Raw genomic sequence first — 16797 nt, forward strand, 5'->3', positions numbered from 1 at the left:
CGTTCCGGCACCGCCGGACGGCACGACCTGTGGCGCCTGCGGCAAGGAGTGGGTGCGGACCACCCACATGGGCGAGTGCCGCGGCGGACGTCAGCCCTCGACGCGCGCCGCCGCGAGCAGCTCCTCCGCGTGCGCTCGGGCGGTCTCGGAGTCCTCCTGACCGGCGAGCATCCGCGACAACTCCCTGATCCGGTCCTCGCCTTCGAGCACCTTGACACCCGAACGTGTCACCGAGCCGTCGTTGGTCTTCTCGACCAGCAGCTGCCGGTCGGCGAACGCCGCGACCTGGGGAAGGTGCGTGACGACCACGACCTGCGCGGAACGGGCAAGGCGCGCGAGCCGGCGCCCGACCTCGACGGCCGCCTTGCCGCCGACGCCCGCGTCCACCTCGTCGAAGAGATACGTGGGTACGGGGTCGGATCCGGCGAAGACGACCTCGACCGCCAGCATCACGCGCGAGAGCTCACCGCCGGACGCGCCCTTGGCAATGGGCCGCGGCGGTGCGCCCGGGTGCGGGGCGAGCAGCAGCTCGACCTCGTCGACACCGGTCGAGGTGTACGCGACCGTGCGGCCGCCGACCTCGATGCCGGACGGGTCCTCGGTCTGGCCGATGGCGATGGTGACGCGGGCGTGCGGCATCGCGAGCGAGGCGAGTTCGGCGGTGACGGCGGCGGCGAAGCGTTCGGCGGCCTCGGCGCGCGCGTCGGTCAACGCCTGGGCGAGCCCGGCCAGTTCACCGCGCAGCGCGTCGCGCTCGGCGGTCAGCTCACCGATCCGGTCGTCGTCGCTGTCGAGTTCAGTGAGCCGCGCGGCACTGTTCTCGGCCCAGGCGAGCACGGCGTCGACATCCCCGGCGCTGTCGTCCCTGCCGTACTTGCGCGTCAGCTGGGTGAGCGCCGCCCGGCGCTCCTCGACGGCGGCGAGCCGCAGCGGGTCGGCGTCGGGGGCGTCGGCGGAACCGGCCAGCTCCCCGGCCACGTCCGGCCGCAGGGTCCCGATCTCGCCGAGGCGCTCGGCAAGACCGGCGAGTGCGGGGTCATGGGACCGTACGGCGTCGAGCGCGCGCTGGGCGCCGCCGACGAGGAGACCGGCGTCGACACCCTCGGGGTCCTCGGGGTTGCCGGCCAGGGCGCCGTGCGCGGTGGTCGCGGCGGATGCCAGCGCCTCGGCGTGCCCGAGCCGCTCGGCCTCGGCGGCCAGTTCCACGTCCTCGCCGGCCCGCGGCTCGACAGCGGCGATCTCCTCGAGGCCGAAGCGCAGCAGATCGGCTTCCTGGGCTCGCTCGCGCGCCCGCGTGGTGATCTCGTCGAGCTCCTGGCTCACGGCACGGAATCTCTTGTACGACGCCACGTATTTGGCGAGCGGAACAGCGACCGCGTCCCCGGCGTACCGGTCGAGGGCCTGCCGCTGCCGGGCCGGCTTGAGCAGCCCTTGCTGGTCGGTCTGGCCGTGCACGGCGACGAGGTCCTCGGCCAGCTCCCCGAGCAGGCCCACGGGCACGCTGCGGCCGCCGAGATGGGCGCGTGAGCGGCCCTCGGCGGAAACGGTACGGCTGATCAGCAGCGCCCCGTCGTCCAGTTCGGCCCCGGCCTCCTCGGCGCGCACCACGGCCGTGGCATCGGCCGGCACCCTGATGCGGCCCTCCACGACGGCGGACTTGGCACCGATCCGTACGAGGGCGGCGTCGGCGCGACCGCCGAGCAGCAGCCCAAGGCTGGTGACGACCATGGTCTTGCCCGCTCCGGTCTCACCCGTGACCGCGGTGAATCCGGGCGACAGCTCGACCACCGCGTCGTCGATGACTCCGAGCGACCGTATCCGCATCTCCTCCAACACGGACACGACCTTACGAGGTCCGAGCCCCGATGTGCGACGGGCCCCGGCTTGCGGGGGCGAAGCAGCAGTTGGCGGAGGCGGACGGGACGGACGTATCACCCGCGGGAGTGGCGGGCGAAGGGGGCGGCGGCGGCCATTGCGCGTGGTGCGGTGGCGGCCATTGCGCGTGGTTCGCGGGCAAAGGCGCCACCTTTCGCGGGCAAGGACGTCACCTGAGGAAAACCCCCGCATTCCCCTGTGGCCCACCACAGCCGGACTCTGCGGATCGCCCCATTCCCCGTGCCTCTCCCCCGCGCGAACCTGGTGATCATGCGAACAGGACTGGCAGCGGCCGCACTCCGTGCCCATCGACCCGCCTTCGTCGGCACGGCCGTGGCGGCGCTCTTCGCCGCGTGCGTGGTGAGCGCGGCGACGTCGATGCTCGTCGCCACGGGCAGCGACGCCCTGTCCCCGTCCGCCCGGCACGCCCTGACGGCGAACGGTGTGGGCGACATGGCCGTGGTGATGCTGATCGGCTCGATCTATATGTCGATCTTCGTGGTCGCCTCGACCATGGGTACGGCCGTCGCGCAGCAGCACCGCGAGCTGGCGCTCGTCCGGGCGGTGGGCGCCAAGCCGCGGCAGATACGCCGTGCGGTGGCGGCTCAGGCACTGGCCGCCGCCCTGCCGGCCGCTCTCGCGGGCTTCGGGCTCGGCGGGCTGCTCGGGCGCCTGTGGTTCGACACGATGGTGACGCACGGCCTGGTGCCGGACGGGGTGCCGTTCGCCACCAGTTGGATCGCCCTGCCGGTCTGCCTGGCCGTCGCGGTGGTGACCTCCGCTCTGGCCGGGGTCCTGTGTTCGCTCCGCTTCTCTCTGCTCCGCCCCGCGCGCGCCCTCGCGGAGGCCGAGGCGGGCCGCCGCGGTCTCGGAGTGCTGCGCGCACCGCTCGGTCTGCTGGCGCTGGCCGGCGGCGGTGCGCTCTCGGTACTCCTGGCCGGCCAGCCCGCCGAGGAGGCGGGACAGGGGGCGTTCCTCGTCCTGCTGCTGTTCTGCGTGGGGATGGGACTGCTCGGACCGCGCATCATCGGGCCCGCGGCCTGGCTCGTCTCCGCGCTCATCGGCCGGTGCGGTCCTTCGGCCCGCCTCGCGATGCTCAACGTCCGCTCGCAGCCCCGCCGGTTCGCGGCCGCGGTGGTCCCGCTCGTGCTCGTGGTCGGCTTCGGCCTCACCAAGATCGCGATGCATACGACGGCCCGGCACCACACCGGTTCCCCCGGCCGCAGCAGTGAGGTCTGGCTGGACTACATCGGCACCTCGCTGTACGCGGGTTTCGCCGCCATCGCCGCGGCGAACACCCTCGCCATGATCTCGTTCGAGCGCCGCCGCGACCTGGCACTCCTCAGAGTCGTGGGCACCCAGCGCGCGCAGATCGGGGTGATGGCTCTGTGGGAGGGCGTGGTGGTGACGCTGACCGCGCTGGTGCTCGGCGGGCTGACCGCACTGGTCACTCTGGCACCGGTGCTGTCCACGGCGTTCGGCTCGCCCCTGCCGTATCTCCCCTGGACGTTCCTCGCCGGGGTGACGGGCGCCACCCTGCTCCTGACCGCCGGAGCCACCGCGGTCCCGGTACGGGCGGCGCTGCGCCGAAGCGCGATCACCGTGGTGAAGTCGGCCTGAGACGAACCGGTCCGCGCGGCCGGCCGTGGTGAGCGGCCGGCCGCAGGGAACGGACCGTCAGTGCGGTGCTCCCCGCCACCCCGATACCGGCAGCGCGAACTTGGCGACGAGGCGGTCCGTGAACGAGGCGTGGTGGAGCCGGGCGAGGCGTACCGGCACCTCACCCCGGCGTACCTCCACCCGCGCGCCGGCGGGCAGTTCGATGGTCCGGCGGCCGTCGCACCAGAGCACGCCATGCGGCGTGTGCGGCTGCACCTCGACCGCGAGGACCGAATTCGGCGACGTCACCAGCGGCTTGGCGAACAGGGCATGCGCGCTGATCGGCACCATCAGGAGCGCCTCGACCTCGGGCCAGACGACCGGGCCGCCCGCCGAGAACGCGTACGCCGTCGAACCGGTCGGTGTCGCGCAGACGATGCCGTCGCAGCCGAAGCCGCTGACCGGCCGCCCGTCGATCTCCAGGACGACCTCGAGCATCCGCTCCGGGGACACCTTCTGCACGGCGGCCTCGTTCAGCGCCCAGTCCGCGTGCACCACGGTGCCGTTGTTGCGGACGCGGACGTCGAGCGTCATCCGCTCCTCGACCTCGTACGCACGGGTGACCACACGGTCGACGACCTTGTCCAGGTCGTCCCGCTCGGCCTCGGCGAGAAAGCCGACGCGACCGAGGTTCACCCCGAGCATCGGCACCCCGGAGGCGCGCGCGAACTCGGCGCCGCGCAGCAGCGTTCCGTCGCCGCCGAGCACGATGAGCAGCTCACAGCCGTCGAGCGCCTCGGGCGTGGCCTCCGGGATCAGTTCGACCGAGGGCGGCAACGGCAGATCGGCAGCCTCGTGCGCGAGCACCCGTACCCCGAGACCGCTGCGCAGCAGCCCCTGGACGACGAGTTCGGCGCTGCGGATCGCGGCCGGGCGTCCGGTGTGCGCCAGCAGGAAGACCGTACGCTCCGCCGCCGCCTTGTCCGATTGACTCGTCAACTCGGTCCCTCCGCCACCGCTCGCTCCACATCGGCCGGGTCCAGTTCGGGTGCACCGGCCTTGAGCCACAGAAAGTACTCGACGTTTCCGGACGGTCCGGGCAGCGGGCTCGCCGTCACGCCCTGTACGCCGTACCCGAGTTGCCAGGCCTGCCCGGCCACCGTGCGTACCGCCTCGGCGCGCAGCTCGGGGCTGCGGACGACTCCGCCGCTGCCGAGGCGCTCCTTGCCGACCTCGAACTGCGGCTTGACCATCAGGACCAGGTCGGCGCCGGCCGCCGCACAGCGCACGAGGGCGGGCAGCACCAGGCCGAGCGGGATGAAGGAGAGGTCGCCGACGACCAGGTCGACGGGCTCGCCGTCGATGGCCTCGACCGTCAACTCCCTTACGTTCGTACGGTCCTTGACGGTGACGCGCTCGTCGCTCTGCAGCGACCAGGCGAGCTGCCCGTAGCCGACGTCGACCGCGACCACATGGGACGCGCCCGCACGAAGCAGCACATCCGTGAAGCCGCCCGTGGACGCGCCGGCGTCGAGGGCCCGGCGGCCCTTGACCACCAGCCCCTGCGGTACGAACGCCTCGAAGGCGCCCGCGAGTTTGTGCCCGCCGCGCGAGACGTACTCGGGATCGCCGTCGTCGGCGGCGACCACGATCGCGGCCGCGGTCTCCACCTGGGTGGCGGGCTTCGTCGCGACATTGCGGCCGACGGTGACGCGGCCGGCGGCGATCAGCTGGCTGGCGTGCTCGCGCGAGCGGGCCAGTTTGCGGCGGACGAGTTCGGCGTCGAGGCGGCGGCGTGCCACTCCTGCCACGTTCGGTTCAGCTCCTGTGGTCGTACGGTCGTGCCGGGGCGCCGCCGGGCAAGGGCCCCGGGCCCGGTGCGGGCCGCCCCTGGTGGGCGCCCGGTGCGGGCGGGCCCTGCCGGGCGTCGAGCGCGGTCAGCGCCTCGCGCAGCCCCGCGTGCACATCCTCGTACACCTCGATATGTCCGTCGGTGGCGAGGTGGTCCACATCGGCCAGGCGCTCCAGCTGGGCGTCCACCTCACCGTGGCCGGTGGCGGCGCGCGGCACGCCGAGCGGGCCGGGTTCGTCGGGGGTGGGGGCCTGCGCCTGGGGCGCGGACTCCCCGGAAGGGACCTGTTCGTCGTCCGAGGGGACCTCACGCTCGGGCCCCGGCATCGGGTAGCTCATGCCATGACGCTACCGCGAAGGGCTCGGACCTGGACCGCGAAGGGCCCGGAGCCGGACTGCGGATGGCTCGGACCCGGTCTGCGGATGGCTCGGACCCGGTCTGCGGATGGCTCGGAGCCGGTCTGCGGTACCGTCGATCACGATGGCGACGATCGAAGAGTGCCGTGATGCGCTCGTCAAACTCAGCGACAATCTGGCCTCGGCCGACGGCGAGGTCCGCAGTGCGGCCGCACTCGACCGTTCGGTCAGCTGCCACATCAAGGACCTGGACATCACCTTCACCGGCCGCCTCGAGGACGGCCGGATCGAGGTGCGCGACACCCAGCCGGGGCCTCCGCGCGAGAAGGCGCAGATCCGCCTGGCGATGACCGGTGACGACCTGGTCGCGATGGTGAACGGCGAGCTCAACTTCGCGAAGGCCTGGGCCTCGGGCCGGGTCAAGCTGGAGGCGGGCTTCAGGGACCTGCTCCAGTTGCGCAAGATGCTTTAGCGATAAGCGATAAGCGATACGAGACCCGGGCCCCGTCACCGTACGGAGTCCGCCACCTCAGGAACCGTGTCCGCCTTGCGCACCCGCCCCTTGCGCGACGCCGGCACCACCAGCGGCGTACCCGTCTCGGGGTCGTCGATGATCTGGCAGGGCAGCCCGAAGACCTCCTCCACGAGGTCGGCCGTCACGATCTCGGCCGGCGCGCCCTCGGCGATCACCTGGCCCTCGCGCATGGCGATCAGGTGGGTCGCGTAGCGGGCGGCGTGGTTGAGGTCGTGCAGCACGGCCACCAGCGTGCGGCCCTGCTCCTCGTGCAGATCGGCGCAGAGATCCAGGACATCGATCTGGTGCTGGATGTCGAGGAACGTGGTGGGCTCGTCGAGCAGCAGCAGCGGCGTCTGCTGGGCGAGGGCCATGGCGATCCAGACGCGCTGGCGCTGACCGCCGGAGAGTTCGTCGACATAGCGATCGGCCAGCTCGGCGACACCGGTCGAGGCCATCGACTCCTGGACGACCCGCTCGTCCTCGGACGACCACTGCCGAAGCAGCCCCTGGTGCGGGTAGCGGCCGCGGCCCACCAGGTCGGCGACCGTGATGCCGTCGGGTGCGATCGAGGACTGCGGGAGCAGGCCGAGCGTACGGGCGACCTTCTTGGCCGGCATCGAGTGGATGGTCTGCCCGTCGAGCAGCACCCGGCCCTCGGACGGCTTCAGCATCCGCGACAGGGCGCGAAGCAGCGTGGACTTTCCGCAGGCGTTGGGGCCGACGATCACCGTGAAGGAGTGGTCGGGTATCTCGACCGACAGCTGTTCGGCGATGACGCGCTGGTCGTAGCCGAGGGTGACGTTGTCCGCGGACAGGCGGTTCAAGGGAGCACGCTCCTGGTTCGATGAGTTCTTCGCAGCGGTCGTCTGGTGCTTCACGTGGCTCAAATCCGCCCCGCCTTCCGCTCCGAGGCGAGCAGCCAGAGCAGATATCCGCCGCCGAGCACCCCGGTCACCACACCGACCGGCAGCTGGTCGGCGCCGAACACCCGCTGCGCCCCCAGATCCGCGGCGATCAGGAGCGTGGCGCCCATGACCATCGAGGCAAGGAGGTTGGGGCCCGGTGAGCGGGTCAGCCGCCGTGCGAGCTGCGGTGCGGTGAGCGAGACGAAGGCCACGGGGCCCGCCGCCGCGGTGGCCGCCGCGGTCAGGAGCACGGCCGCCGTCATCAGGACGAGCCGCGTGCGTTCCGCCCGTACACCCAGGGCGTACGCCACGTCGTCGCCCATTTCGAGCATGCGCAGCGGACGTGCGTACAGGAGCACGAGCGGCATGAGGATCACGCAGAACCAGAACAGCGGCCCGACCTGCTCCCAGCCGCGCCCGTTCAGCGAGCCGGTGATCCACACGACGGCGCGGGCCGCGTCCACGATCTGGGCCTTGGTGAGCAGATAGCCGTTCATGGCGGTGAGCACGGCCGCGGCACCGATACCGACGAGGACGAGCCGGTAGCCGTGGATGCCGCGCTTCCAGGCGAGCAGATAGATCAGCGCGCCGGTGACCAGGCCGCCGGCCAGCGAGCCGAGCGCTACGGCCTCGGCACTGCCCTGGAACAGCACGATCACGACGAGCGCGCCCACGGTGGAGCCCTGGCCGAAGCCGATGATGTCGGGGCTGCCGAGCGGGTTGCGCGTCACCGACTGGAACAGCGCACCGGACAGACCCAGCGCGGCGCCGACCAGGAGGCCGACGACGACGCGCGGCAGCCGCAGGTCGTTGATGATGAACTCGTGCGCGACGCTGCCGTTGCCCAACAGGGTGTTGAGCACGTCCGGTACGGGGATCTGGAAGTCGCCGGTACCGATCAGCACCACACTGGCCGCGAACGCGACGACGAGCAGCGCCCCGACCGTGAGCAGCGGCCGCAGCTCGAACCGGACGGAGAGGCCGCCCGCGGTCCGTACCGCACGCACAGAGGTTTTCGAGGGGGCCTTCACAGCTGCGCCATCCTCCGGCGTCGTACGAGAAAGATGAAGAGCGGGCCGCCGATGAGCGCCGTCACGATGCCGACCTGCAGTTCGGCCGGGCGCGTGACCACCCGGCCGATGACGTCGGCACCGAGCAGCAGCACCGGCGAGAGGACCGTGGCGTACGGCAGGATCCAGCGCTGGTCGGGGCCGGTGAAGCTGCGCACGATGTGCGGCACCATCAGGCCGACGAAGACGATGGGCCCGCAGGCCGCGGTGGCCGCACCGCACAGGAGGGTCACGGCGAGCATCGCGACCGCGCGCGTGCGGTTGACGTGGGCGCCGAGGGCGCGGGCGGTGTCGTCGCCCATGCCCATCGCGTTGAGCGGGCGGGCGACCACGAGCGCGAGGACGATGCCGACGCCGATGAACGGCAGCACCTGCCCGACCGTGGACATCGAGGCGGAGGCCAGCGAACCGACCGTCCAGAAGCGCATCTTGTCGAGGGCCGCGGTGTCCATGATCTGTACGGCGTTGATGTAGCCGTAGAGCGCGGCGGTCGCGGCCGTACCGGCGAGCGCCAGCCGTACCGGGGTGGCGGCGCGGGCCCCGCCGAGCGCGTACACGAGGACCATGACGGCGGCGGCGCCGGCGAAGGCGAACCAGACGTAGCCGGTCAGCGAGGTGACCCCGAAGAAGCTGATCGCCGAGACGACGGCGGCGGAGGCTCCGGCGTTGATGCCGAGCAGTCCGGGGTCGGCGAGCGGGTTGCGTGTGAGCGCCTGCATCACGGCGCCGGCCAGGCCCAGGGCCGCGCCCGCGAGCAGTCCGAGCAGGGTGCGGGGCAGGCGGAGGTCGCGGATGACGACGTCGTTGTCGGTGCCCGTGTTACCGAACAGGCCGTGCCAGACGTCGCCGACGGGTATCTGCTTGGCGCCTATCGCGATGCTCGCCACGACAACGAGCAGCAGCACACCGACGGAGACCAGCAGACCGGCCGCGCGCATCGCCTGGCGCCGGGCCGGCACCGTATCGGCTGGTGGCGGCTGTGTCTGGGGCTGAGGGGGACTGTCGACCAACACCCGGTTAGGTTAGCCTACCCTCGCACTTCCCTTCGACGAGAGAGCACGAGGAATGTTGCCGTCCCGTCCTTCCCTTTCGCCATCCGGTCGGCGCTCCCGGATATCCCGGCGCGGGCTGCTCGCCACCGGCGGCGCCCTCGGCCTGGGCGCGCTCCTTGCCGCGTGCGGCGAGTCGAACGACGCCAAGTCCCCGGACAAGAAGGCCGGCTGGTCGTTCAAGGACGACCGCGGCAAAACCGTGAAGACCGACGGCACCCCCAAGAACGTGGTCGCCTATGTCGGCGCGGCCTCCGCTCTGTACGACTTCGGCGTCGAGTGCGTGGGTGTGTTCGGCCCCACGAAGCTCGAGAACGGCAAGCCCGATGTCCAGGCGGGCCGGATCGACGTCGACAAGGTCGAGATCATCGGCAACGCCTGGGGCGAGTTCAGCCTCGAGAAGTACGCGGCCCTCGAGCCCGACCTCCTCGTCACCACGATGAACGAGTCGCCGACGCTCTGGTACGTCCCCGAGGAGTCGGCCAAGAAGATCGCCGCCCTCGCCCCCTCCGTCGGCGTCCTCACCGGCAAGACCTCACTGACCGGCGTCATCGACCGCTTCGGCGAGCTCGCCGCCGCGCTCGGCGCGGACCTCGAGGCCAAGAGGGTCACCGACGCAAAGACCCGCTTCGAGGCCGCGGCCGAGTCCGTACGCCAGGCGGCCAGGACCGCGAAGGCCAAGAAGCTCAAGGTCATGGCGGTCTCCGCGACCAAGGACCTGCTCTACGTCGGCACCCCCGACGACTTCACCGATCTGCGCTACTACCGCGAGCTCGGCGTCGACTTCGTGACCCCGGACGGGGTCGGCGAGGCCGGCTTCTTCTCCGAGCTGAGCTGGGAGAACGCCGACAAGTACGACGCCGACGTGATCCTCGTCGACAAGCGCACCGGAAATCTTCAGCCCGAGGACCTGAAGAAGTCCATGCCCACCTGGGCGAAGCTCCCCGCGGTCAAGGCCGGCCAGACCGTGGCTTGGTACAACGAGCCGCAGTTCAGCCACGCCGGTATCGCACCGCTCCTCGAATCCCTTGCCACCGCACTTCAAGACGCCAAGAAGGTCGCCTGATGTCTGCCAAGAACCGCCCCTCGCACCTCAACAAGGGCGGCCTCTCCCGCCGCGGCCTGCTCTCCGCCGGCGCGGCCTTCGGTCTCGGTGCCTTCCTGACCGCGTGCGGCGACGACAAGAAGCCCGCCGCGAGCACCGACAAGGGCAAGGACAAGCCCTGGTCGTTCAAGGACGACCGCGGCAAGACCGCCAAGGTCGGCCACACCCCGAACAAGATCGTCGCCTTTGTCTCCACGGCCGCGGCCCTGCACGACTACGGCATCGAATGCGTCGGCATCTTCGGTCCCAGCAAGCCGGTCGACGGCAAGCCCAACCCGCAGGCCGGCGCCATGGACGTATCCAAGGTGACGAGCCTCGGTGAGGACTGGGGCCAGTTCAACGTCGAGAAGTACGCGGCGCTCGAGCCCGACCTGCTGATCAGCAACATGTTCCCTGCGCCGCTCCTCTGGTTCGTCCCCGAGGAGAGCACCAAGAAGATCGAGGCCCTCGCCCCGACCGTCGGCATCGACGGCGCCCGCCGCACGCTGCTCGACCCGCTCAAGCGCTACACCGACCTCGCCGAGTCGCTCGGCGCCGACCTGGAGGCCAAGGCCGTCAAGGACGCCAAGGCCCGCTTCGACAAGGCCGAGGCACGGCTGCGCGAGGCGGCGAAGCAGAACAAGGGCCTCAAGGTCATGGCGGTCACCGCCGACAAGGACCAGTTCTACGTGGCCGTCCCCGACTCCTACTGCGACCTCAACTACTTCAAGGACCTCGGCGTCGAGATCGTCGAGGGCAAGAAGGTCGACGAGTGGGGCTTCTGGGAGAAGTTCAGCTGGGAGAACACCGAGAAGTACCACGCGGACCTGATCCTCCTCGACAACCGCAGCCAGACGCTCCCGGCCGCCGAACTCGCCAAGAAGCCCACCTGGACCCGGCTGCCCGCCATCGAGGCCGACCAGGTCATCCCGTGGTCGATGGAGGAGCGCTACAGCTACGCCGGCTACGCGCCGGTCCTCGAAGCGCTCGCCGAGGCCATCGAGAACGCGAAGAAGCTCAAGGCCTGACGGCCGGCGCCATCGCCAGGAGGAGTCCGCCCGTGTCCGACGCCCCGTACCAGTTCTTCGACACCCATGTCGTACGCAAGGAACATCTGACCCCGTCGATGATCCGTGTCGCTTTCGGCGGCCCGGACGTCGCGCGGATGGCATCGGCCGGGCGGGACCAGCGCATCAAGCTGTTCCTGCCGCACCCGGGCCAGGACGCCCCGATCGTGCCGACGGAACAGGGCGAGAACTGGTACAACGCCTGGCGGGAGCTCGACCCCGCGGTCCGCGGCATCATGCGCACGTACACCACGCGTGCCCTGACCCCGGACGAACTCCTCGTCGACTTCGCCCTGCACGGCACCGAGGCCCCGGCATCGCGCTGGGCCCATCACGCGGAGCCGGGCGACCGCGTCTCGGTCCTCGCCCCCGTCGACGAGGAGAACGGCGCATACGACTTCCGCCCGCCCGAGGACTCCGACTGGCTGCTCCTCACGGGCGACGAGTCGGCCCTGCCCGCCATCGCCGGCATCCTCGAATCGCTGCCGTCCGGTCTTCCCGTACGGGTGTGGCTGGAGGTCCGCGATCCGGCCGACCGCCAGGAGCTGGCCACCGTCGCGGACGCGAAGATCGAGTGGCTCACGTCGAGGGTGGTGGACGCGGTCCGCGCGGCGGATCTGCCCTCCGGCGCCCCGTACGCCTGGATCGCCGGCGAATCGGCCACCGTACGGGCGCTGCGCCGCCATCTCGTCGGTGAGCGGGGCTTCGACAAGCGGCAGGTGAAGTTCACGGGCTACTGGCGCCAGGGAGCCACCGAGGACGATCTCCTGACCTCGGGCGAGGACGCCTGAACCAACGTGAGGGGTGCGCCCGGGCCGGGCGCGCCCCTGAACCAACGTGAGGGGTGCACCCGGGCCGGGCGCACCCCTCACCTCGTCACAGCCCCAGCCGCGCCAGCACCTTCCCCGAGTCCAGCTCGCACACCCCGGCGCCCGCCTGCGTCCACGCGGCAGCACACAGCGCCCGCAGGCCGTCCAACGGCTCGCCCTCACCGTCGAGTTCGAGGCTCTCCCCCGCCCGCGCGGTCCAGCCGCCGCAGCGGAACCCGTCGCCCTCGGCCACGACCTCGGGCTGCCCGGTGAGCATGCCGCGCAGATCGGCGTCGACGTACGTGGGCCGGTGCTCGGGCCGCGCCGCGAGCAGCTGCGCGCCGTCGGTCACTCCGGTCAGGACGAGCAGCGAATCCACCTGCCCGTTGTAGGCACCCTCGATGTCCGTGTCGAGCCGGTCGCCCACCACCAGCGGGTGCTCGGCACCCGTGCGCAGAATCGTCTCGCGGTGCATCGGCGGCAACGGCTTGCCCGCGACCTGCGGTTCGGCGCCCGTGGCGATCCGTACGACCTCCACCGCCGCACCGTTGCCGGGCGCGATGCCCCGTCCGCTCGGGATGGTCAGGTCGGTGTTGGACGCGTACCAGGGCACGCCCCGCGCGATCGCGTAACAGGCCTCCGCGAAACGGCCCCACTGCAGCTCGGGCCCGCCGTACCCCTGCACCACGGCCGCGGGGTCGTCGTCCGCCGACTCCACCGGTACGAGCCCCCGCTCGCGCAGCGCGATCCGCAGCCCTTCACCACCGATGACCAGGACCTTCGCACCGGCCGGCTGCTGCTCGGAGATCAGCCGGGCCACGGCCTGCGCGGAGTTGATCACCTCGGAGGCCTCGGTCGGCACCCCGAGCTCCGTGATGTGCTCGGCCACGACCTGCGGCGGACGCAGCGCGTTGTTGGTGACATACGCGAGCCGCATACCGCCCTCGCGCGCGGTCAGCAGCGAATCGACGGCGTGCGTGATCGCCGCACCACCCGCGTACACCACCCCGTCGAGGTCGAGCAGCGCCGTGTCGTAAGCCGCGCTCAGCGCCCGCTCGCTGCCGGCCGGGCTGGTCCTGACGGTCTCATGCATGGTGGTCATCGCTCCTCGATCGGTGCCTCTGCCCCGATCATCTCGCACTGCCCCGGCACAACTACGATGCCTCAATGAACACCACAGGTCAGAGGGCCGAAGGTCTGCACCTCGCACCGTTTCGGGGCCTGCGCTACGCCCCGGAGCGGGTCGGCAGCCTGGCCGCGGTCACCTCGCCGCCGTACGACGTGGTCGTACGGCCCGACGGCCTGACCCACCTGGAATCGGCGGACCCCCACAACATCGTCCGGCTGATCCTCCCGCAGGCCGAAACGCCCGCGGCCCGCCACCAGCAGGCCGCCGACACCCTGCGGCGCTGGCTCGCCGAGGGCATCCTCGCCCCGGACCCGGAGGCGGCGTTCTACGTCTACGAGCAGCGCAACGGTGATGTGCTCCAGCGCGGTCTCATCGGCGCACTGGAGCTCTCCGAGGCGGCCGAGGGCGTCGTGCTGCCGCACGAGGACGTGATGCCGGATGTCGTCGCCGACCGCGCGGACCTGATGCGCGCCGCGGCCGCCAACTTCGAGCCGCTGCTGCTCACTTACCGCAGCGAAGGCACCCGGGTGGGCGCCACCGCGGTGATCGAGCGGGCGGCCCAACGCCCCCCGCTGCTCTCCACGACCACGGAGGACGGCTTCAGTCACCGCCTGTGGTCGGTCACGGACCCTGCCGAACTTGCCGAGGTCCAGAACGACTTGAGCCACCGGCAGGCCCTGATCGCCGACGGCCACCACCGCTGGGCCACGTATCTGCGCCTGCGCGCCGAACACCCGCGGGGCACGCCCTGGGACCACGGTCTGGTGCTCCTGGTGGACACCGCCCGCTATCCCCTGCGCGTACGGGCCATCCATCGCCTGCTGCACCGGCTGCCGCTCGCCGACGCCCTGTCCGCGGTACAGGGATCCTTCCGTGTACGCCAGGTCGACGGCCCGCTGTCACGTGCGATGGAGGCCCTGGCGTCCGCTTCGGCCGAGTCCAACGCCTTCCTGCTGACCGGCGACGGCACGTACCACCTGATCGACCGCCCCTCCCCCGAGCTCCTGGCCCGCACGGTGCGGGCCGACCGCCCCGATGCCTGGCGACGGCTCGACGCGACGGTCCTGCACGCCACGCTCCTGGACCACGTCTGGAACATCCCTGACGACCCGGCGCACATCGCGTACATCCACGACACGGTGGCCACGGTCGCCAAAGCGGAACGCGACGGCGGTACGGCGGTCCTCATGCACCCCGTCCACGAGGACGTCGTACGGGAGCTGGCGCGCGAGGGCGTGACGATGCCGCGCAAGTCGACGTCGTTCGGCCCGAAGCCGGCCACAGGTCTGGTGCTGCGCAGCCTCGCCCACTGAGCCCGGAGACGACGAAGGGGCGGTGACCGCTTCCGGTCCCCGCCCCTTCGTCACTTGTCCCTGGCGCCTCAGGCCTTGCCGGCCTCGGGCTCCTCGCCCTCGTCCGCGGCCTGCGCCTCGGCCTGCTCGGGTGCCACGAAGAGCGGCTGGTCGAGCGCCGGCTTGGCGGCTACGTCGTCGTCCGCGTCGTCGTCCGCGTCGTCGTCGCCCTCGTACTCCTCGTCATCGGGGTCGTAGTACTCGGTACCGTCGGCCTTCTCGGCTTCCGCGACGTCCTCGGCGTCGGACTCGTCGGACTCGTCGGACTCGTCGATGCGAGCCTCGGCGACGAGCTGCTCGTTCTCGCCGACCTCGTCCTCGTCCTCGTCCTCGTCGAAGGCATCGACGAACTCCACACCGTCCAGCTCGGCGAGCCGGTCGGAGGCGTTGGTGGTGTGCTCCTTGTCGGACTCGACGGTCTTGGCGAACCACTCCCGCGCCTCGTCCTCACGCCCGGCCTCGAGCAGCGCATCGGCGTAGGCGTAACGCAGTCGCGCGGTCCACGGCTGTACGGAGTTGGAGGCGAGCTCGGGGCTCTGCAGCGTCACGATGGCCGCGTCGAGCTGGCCCATGTCGCGCCGTGCACCGGCGGCGACCAGCCGCATCTCGACCTGTCCGGCCTTGTCGAGCCGCTGCACCTCCGGCTCACCGGCCATGTCGAGCGCCTTCTCGGGCCGCCCGAGACCGCGCTCGCAGTCCGCCATGACGGGCCACAGCTCGGCCGAGCCGGTCATCCGGCGCGCGGCACGGAACTCGGCGAGCGCCTCGGAGTACTTCTCGTTCGCGTACGCGGCGAAGCCGGCGGCCTCCCGGACGGCAGCGACACGGGACGCGAGGCGCAGGGCGACACGCGAGTACGCGTAGGCCTGCTCGGGGTCCTCGTCGATGAGCTTGGCGACCATCACCAGGTTCTTGGCGACATCGTCCGCAAGGCCCTTGGGGAGACTCTGCAGCTCCTGCCGTACGTCCGGGTCGACCTCGTAGCCGGTGACGTCCTCAGGGATCGGCAGCCGCCGGATCGGCTCGCGGTCGCGCTCCCGGTCGTCACGTCCCCGGTACCCACCGCGGTCGTCACGCCCGCGGTACCCGCCACGGTCGTCGTCACGACGCGGCCCGTAGCCACCACCCGCAGGCCGGCCACCACGGTCGTCACGTCCGCGGTACCCACCGCGGTCGTCGTCACGGCGGGGCGCGTAGCCACCACCGGAGGGACGGCCGCCGCGGTCGTCACGGCGGTCATCGCGACGGTCGTCACGGCGGAACCCACCGCGGTCATCGCCACGGTCGTCACGACGGGGACCGCGGTCGTCACGGCGCTCGAAGCCACCGCCGGAGGGACGGCCGCCTCGGTCGTCACGGCGCTCGAAGCCGCCACCGGAAGGACGGCCACCACGGTCGTCACGGCGCGGGCCGCCGGAGCGGTCGTCACGTCCGCGGTATCCACCACGGTCGTCGTCACGACGCGGCCCGTAGCCACCACCCGCAGGCCGGCCACCACGGTCATCACGACGGAAACCGCCGCCACCGGAAGGACGGCCACCGCGGTCGTCACGGCGCTCGAAGCCGCCACCGGACGGACGACCACCACGGTCATCGTCACGACGGAAGGAAGGACGGTCATCACGACGCTCGTCACGTCCGCGGTACCCACCGCGATCGTTGTCCCTGCTCGGACCGCCGGAACGGTCATCGCGACGGAAACCGCCTCGGTCACCCCCGCGATCGTCCCTACGGGGACCGCTGGGGCGGTCGTCACGCCGGCCGGAACCACCGCGGTCGTCCCTGCGCGGGCCGCGGTCATCACTGCCGCCGCGGTATCCGCCCCGGTCATCGTCCCGGCGGCGCGGCTCGCGCTCCGGACGATCCTCGGGAGAGTTGCTCGACATCGGTGACTCCTGTCCTAGGTACCGCAAGTCATTCTTGCGCAACCGCCAACCGGCCGCGCTTCGGCAGAAAAAGAAAAGGACCCCTGGTCCCCAGCGTGAACGCTGGGACCAGGGGTCCTCCAATAATTGTTCGGCGGCGTCCTACTCTCCCACAGGGTCCCCCCTGCAGTACCATCGGCGCTGTGAGGCTTAGCTTCCGGGTTCGGAATGTAACCGGGCGTTTCCCTCACGCTATGACCACCGAAAC

15 protein-coding genes, 1 rRNA gene and 1 pseudogene are annotated in these 16797 nt (G+C 71.5%); 6 read left to right on the plus strand and 11 right to left on the minus strand.

All coding sequences use genetic code 11. The annotated features are described in order from the left end of the window. Window positions 1-90 precede the first annotated feature (90 nt). Window positions 91-1824: a DNA repair protein RecN gene (recN, locus tag JAO81_RS31040; protein ID WP_199551300.1), complete on the minus strand. Its 1734-nt coding sequence runs from the start codon at window positions 1822-1824 to the stop codon at window positions 91-93. A gap of 321 nt (window positions 1825-2145) precedes the next feature. Here recN and JAO81_RS31045 point away from each other — a divergent pair, with 321 nt between their 5' ends. Then, window positions 2146-3495, plus strand: coding sequence for an FtsX-like permease family protein (locus JAO81_RS31045; protein ID WP_199551283.1), 1350 nt, complete (start codon window positions 2146-2148; stop codon window positions 3493-3495). A 57-nt stretch (window positions 3496-3552) separates the two neighbouring features. On the opposite strand, the gene JAO81_RS31050 is transcribed toward JAO81_RS31045, so the two are convergent. From JAO81_RS31050 to JAO81_RS31060, 3 genes are read right to left on the minus strand one after another with little or no spacing between them, the layout of a single operon-like run. Next, window positions 3553-4473, minus strand: a complete 921-nt coding sequence (locus tag JAO81_RS31050) for an NAD kinase (protein ID WP_199551284.1) — start codon at window positions 4471-4473, stop codon at window positions 3553-3555. After that, entirely contained in the window at window positions 4470-5285 is an 816-nt protein-coding gene (locus tag JAO81_RS31055; protein ID WP_199551285.1) for a TlyA family RNA methyltransferase, read from the minus strand. The genes JAO81_RS31050 and JAO81_RS31055 overlap by 4 nt, the downstream gene beginning before the upstream one ends. Window positions 5286-5292: 7 nt before the next feature. Beyond that, entirely contained in the window at window positions 5293-5664 is a 372-nt protein-coding gene (locus JAO81_RS31060; protein ID WP_199551286.1) for a hypothetical protein, read from the minus strand. A gap of 142 nt (window positions 5665-5806) precedes the next feature. Between JAO81_RS31060 and JAO81_RS31065 the strand changes: the two genes are divergently transcribed. Further along, the gene (locus JAO81_RS31065; protein ID WP_199551287.1) at window positions 5807-6154 is read left to right on the plus strand and encodes an SCP2 sterol-binding domain-containing protein; all 348 of its coding nucleotides are present in this window, start codon (window positions 5807-5809) and stop codon (window positions 6152-6154) included. A 35-nt stretch (window positions 6155-6189) separates the two neighbouring features. Here the strand turns inward: JAO81_RS31065 and JAO81_RS31070 are convergent, their stop codons facing one another. Genes JAO81_RS31070 through JAO81_RS31080 form a run of 3 tightly spaced genes read right to left on the minus strand, consistent with a single transcriptional unit; the run spans window position 6190 to window position 9184 of the window. Next, entirely contained in the window at window positions 6190-7077 is an 888-nt protein-coding gene (locus JAO81_RS31070) for an ABC transporter ATP-binding protein (RefSeq protein WP_199551288.1), read from the minus strand. Window positions 7078-7082: 5 nt separating this feature from the next. Continuing rightward, on the minus strand, window positions 7083-8111 hold the full coding sequence (locus JAO81_RS31075; RefSeq protein WP_374194375.1) for a FecCD family ABC transporter permease: 1029 nt from the start codon (window positions 8109-8111) through the stop codon (window positions 7083-7085). A 20-nt stretch (window positions 8112-8131) separates the two neighbouring features. Beyond that, window positions 8132-9184: an iron ABC transporter permease gene (locus JAO81_RS31080; protein ID WP_233416172.1), complete on the minus strand. Its 1053-nt coding sequence runs from the start codon at window positions 9182-9184 to the stop codon at window positions 8132-8134. 55 nt (window positions 9185-9239) lie between these two features. On the opposite strand from JAO81_RS31080, the gene JAO81_RS31085 reads away from it, so the two are divergent. Genes JAO81_RS31085 through JAO81_RS31095 form a run of 3 tightly spaced genes read left to right on the plus strand, consistent with a single transcriptional unit; the run spans window position 9240 to window position 12165 of the window. After that, entirely contained in the window at window positions 9240-10289 is a 1050-nt protein-coding gene (locus JAO81_RS31085) for an ABC transporter substrate-binding protein (protein WP_199551290.1), read from the plus strand. Continuing rightward, window positions 10289-11335 (plus strand): ABC transporter substrate-binding protein, encoded by a 1047-nt coding sequence (locus JAO81_RS31090; RefSeq protein WP_199551291.1) that lies wholly within the window; start codon window positions 10289-10291, stop codon window positions 11333-11335. Before JAO81_RS31085 ends, JAO81_RS31090 begins: the two co-directional genes overlap by 1 nt. Before the next feature lie 32 nt (window positions 11336-11367). After that, a complete protein-coding gene (locus JAO81_RS31095) occupies window positions 11368-12165 on the plus strand; it encodes a siderophore-interacting protein (protein ID WP_199551292.1) in 798 nt (265 codons plus the stop codon). Between the two features lie 85 nt (window positions 12166-12250). On the opposite strand, the gene JAO81_RS31100 is transcribed toward JAO81_RS31095, so the two are convergent. Further along, window positions 12251-13276: an HAD hydrolase-like protein gene (locus JAO81_RS31100; RefSeq protein WP_199551302.1), complete on the minus strand. Its 1026-nt coding sequence runs from the start codon at window positions 13274-13276 to the stop codon at window positions 12251-12253. 74 nt (window positions 13277-13350) lie between these two features. Here JAO81_RS31100 and JAO81_RS31105 point away from each other — a divergent pair, with 74 nt between their 5' ends. Continuing rightward, a complete protein-coding gene (locus JAO81_RS31105) occupies window positions 13351-14625 on the plus strand; it encodes a DUF1015 domain-containing protein (RefSeq protein ID WP_199551293.1) in 1275 nt (424 codons plus the stop codon). 68 nt (window positions 14626-14693) lie between these two features. Here the strand turns inward: JAO81_RS31105 and JAO81_RS31110 are convergent, their stop codons facing one another. From JAO81_RS31110 to rrf, 3 genes and pseudogenes are all read right to left on the minus strand, one after another. After that, window positions 14694-15683, minus strand: a complete 990-nt coding sequence (locus JAO81_RS31110; protein ID WP_307813898.1) for a tetratricopeptide repeat protein — start codon at window positions 15681-15683, stop codon at window positions 14694-14696. A 12-nt stretch (window positions 15684-15695) separates the two neighbouring features. Then, window positions 15696-16592: pseudogene (locus JAO81_RS31115) on the minus strand (hypothetical protein); the annotation flags it as partial. Window positions 16593-16678: 86 nt separating this feature from the next. After that, window positions 16679-16795: ribosomal RNA gene (gene rrf / locus JAO81_RS31120) — 5S ribosomal RNA — on the minus strand. Between the last annotated feature and the right edge of the window lie 2 nt (window positions 16796-16797).

This window comes from Streptomyces sp. N35, from assembly GCF_016464295.1.
Taxonomy (GTDB): domain Bacteria; phylum Actinomycetota; class Actinomycetes; order Streptomycetales; family Streptomycetaceae; genus Streptomyces.

Excerpts from the sequence above, each read along its gene's own strand:
- recN (WP_199551300.1), bottom strand. The coding sequence starts at position 1,824 with ATGCGGATACGGTCGCTCGGAGTCATCGACGACGCGGTGGTCGAGCTG.
- JAO81_RS31045 (WP_199551283.1), top strand. The coding sequence starts at position 2,146 with ATGCGAACAGGACTGGCAGCGGCCGCACTCCGTGCCCATCGACCCGCC.
- JAO81_RS31060 (WP_199551286.1), bottom strand. The coding sequence starts at position 5,664 with ATGAGCTACCCGATGCCGGGGCCCGAGCGTGAGGTCCCCTCGGACGAC.
- JAO81_RS31065 (WP_199551287.1), top strand. The coding sequence starts at position 5,807 with ATGGCGACGATCGAAGAGTGCCGTGATGCGCTCGTCAAACTCAGCGAC.
- JAO81_RS31085 (WP_199551290.1), top strand. The coding sequence starts at position 9,240 with ATGTTGCCGTCCCGTCCTTCCCTTTCGCCATCCGGTCGGCGCTCCCGG.
- JAO81_RS31090 (WP_199551291.1), top strand. The coding sequence starts at position 10,289 with ATGTCTGCCAAGAACCGCCCCTCGCACCTCAACAAGGGCGGCCTCTCC.
- JAO81_RS31100 (WP_199551302.1), bottom strand. The coding sequence starts at position 13,276 with ATGCATGAGACCGTCAGGACCAGCCCGGCCGGCAGCGAGCGGGCGCTG.
- JAO81_RS31105 (WP_199551293.1), top strand. The coding sequence starts at position 13,351 with ATGAACACCACAGGTCAGAGGGCCGAAGGTCTGCACCTCGCACCGTTT.